This is a genomic window from Plantactinospora sp. ZYX-F-223, from assembly GCF_039649625.1.
GTDB lineage: Bacteria > Actinomycetota > Actinomycetes > Mycobacteriales > Micromonosporaceae > Plantactinospora.
Genome location: NZ_JBDJAV010000149.1, coordinates 1 through 1655, shown reverse-complemented (window position 1 = coordinate 1655; position 1655 = coordinate 1). Strand labels below are relative to the sequence as shown.

Sequence of the window (1655 nt, the reverse complement as noted above, 5' to 3'; positions counted from 1 at the left end):
CTCGATCGGCTGGCGTACGTGATTTTCACGTCGGGGTCGACGGGTCGGCCCAAGGGTGTGGCGGTGTCGCATCGTGGGTTGGTCAACCATGTGTCCTGGGCGGCGCGGGAGTTGGCTGGTCGTGGTGCGGGTGGGTCGGCGTTGTTCTCGTCGGTGGCGTTCGACCTGGTGGTGCCGAATGTGTGGGCGCCGTTGGTGTCGGGTCAGCGGGTGTGGTTGGCGGCTCCGGATCTGGACATGGCCGATCTGGGTCGGGAGTTGGTGGCCGCCGGGCCGTTCAGCTTCCTGAAGTTGACCCCCGGCCACCTGGAGATCATCGGCCAGCAGGCCGAGGACACCCAGCTCGCCGCGCTGGCCGAGATCGTGGTGGTGGCCGGCGAGGCCCTGCCCGGCCCGGTCGCCGAGAACTGGCGCCGGATCCTCGGCGACGGCCGCCTGGTCAACGAGTACGGCCCGACCGAAGCCTCCGTCGGCACCTGCGTCTACCCCGTCACCCACACGCCCGACTCGGAGGTCGTGCCGATCGGCCGTCCGCTGCCGGGGATGGCGATGTACGTGCTGGACGTGGATCTGTCGCCGGTTCCGGTGGGTGTGTTGGGTGAGTTGTACGTCGGTGGTGTGGGGGTGGCTCGGGGTTATGTGAATCGGCCGGAGTTGACGGCGGAGCGGTTCGTGCCGGATCCGTTCGGTGCTGTTCCGGGTGCCCGGCTTTACCGTACGGGTGACCTGGTGCGGGTGTTGCCGACTGGTGATGTGGAGTTTGTCGGTCGGGTTGATGACCAGGTGAAGGTGCATGGTTATCGGATCGAGTTGGGTGAGATCCGGTCGGTGTTGTTGGAGCATGGGTCGGTTCGCGACGCGGTGGTGGTCGCGGTGGGTGCGGCGTCGGACAGGCGGCTGGTGGCGTACTGCGTGCCGGTCTCGGGTGAGTTGGACGTGGCGGCGTTGACCGTGCATGTCTCGACCCGGTTGCCGGAGTACATGGTGCCGGCGGTGTTCGTTGCGCTGGATGCTCTGCCGTTGAACGCGAACGGGAAGGTGGATCGGCGGGCGTTGCCGGATCCGGATGCTGCTGCGGTGGATGCGGGTCCGGTGTTTGTGGGGCCGCGTACCGGGGTGGAGGAGCGGATTGCTGGGGTGTGGCGGGAGGTGCTGGGCCTGGATCGGGTTGGGGTGACGGAGAGTTTCTTCGATCTGGGTGGGCATTCGATTCGGGCGGTGGCGTTGGTCGGGAAGTTGCGGGCGGCCGGGTTCGAGGTGGCGGTCCGGGACGTGTTCCAGTACCGCACCGTCGCCGAACTCGCCGAGAAGCTGGCCGGCCAGTCGGTCGAGGACCAGCCGGCCGAGGCCGGTCCGGTGGCGCCGTTCGCCCTGGTCTCCGAGCAGGACCGGGCCGAACTGCCGGCCGGGGTGGTCGACGCGTACCCGCTGTCGCAGGTGCAGCTCGGCATGGTGGTGGAGATGCTCGGCGGGGTGGGTGGCAACCGCTACCACAACACCAGCTTCTTCCGGATCCGTGACGAGCAGCCCTTCCAGCCAGAGGCGCTGCGCGAGGCGGCCCGGATCGTGGTGCAGCGGCACGAGCTGCTGCGGACCTCGTTCGACCTGACCACGTACTCGGTGCCGATGCAGCTCGTGCACGGCACCGCCGAGAT

The 1655-nt window shown here is 68.3% G+C and carries 1 protein-coding gene; it reads left to right on the top strand.

The genetic code is table 11. The annotated features are described in order from the left end of the window. Nucleotides 1-63: 63 nt before the first annotated feature. Nucleotides 64-1655: AMP-binding protein (locus AAH979_RS42870; protein WP_346263847.1), on the top strand; the 1592-nt coding region annotated here is incomplete at its 3' end.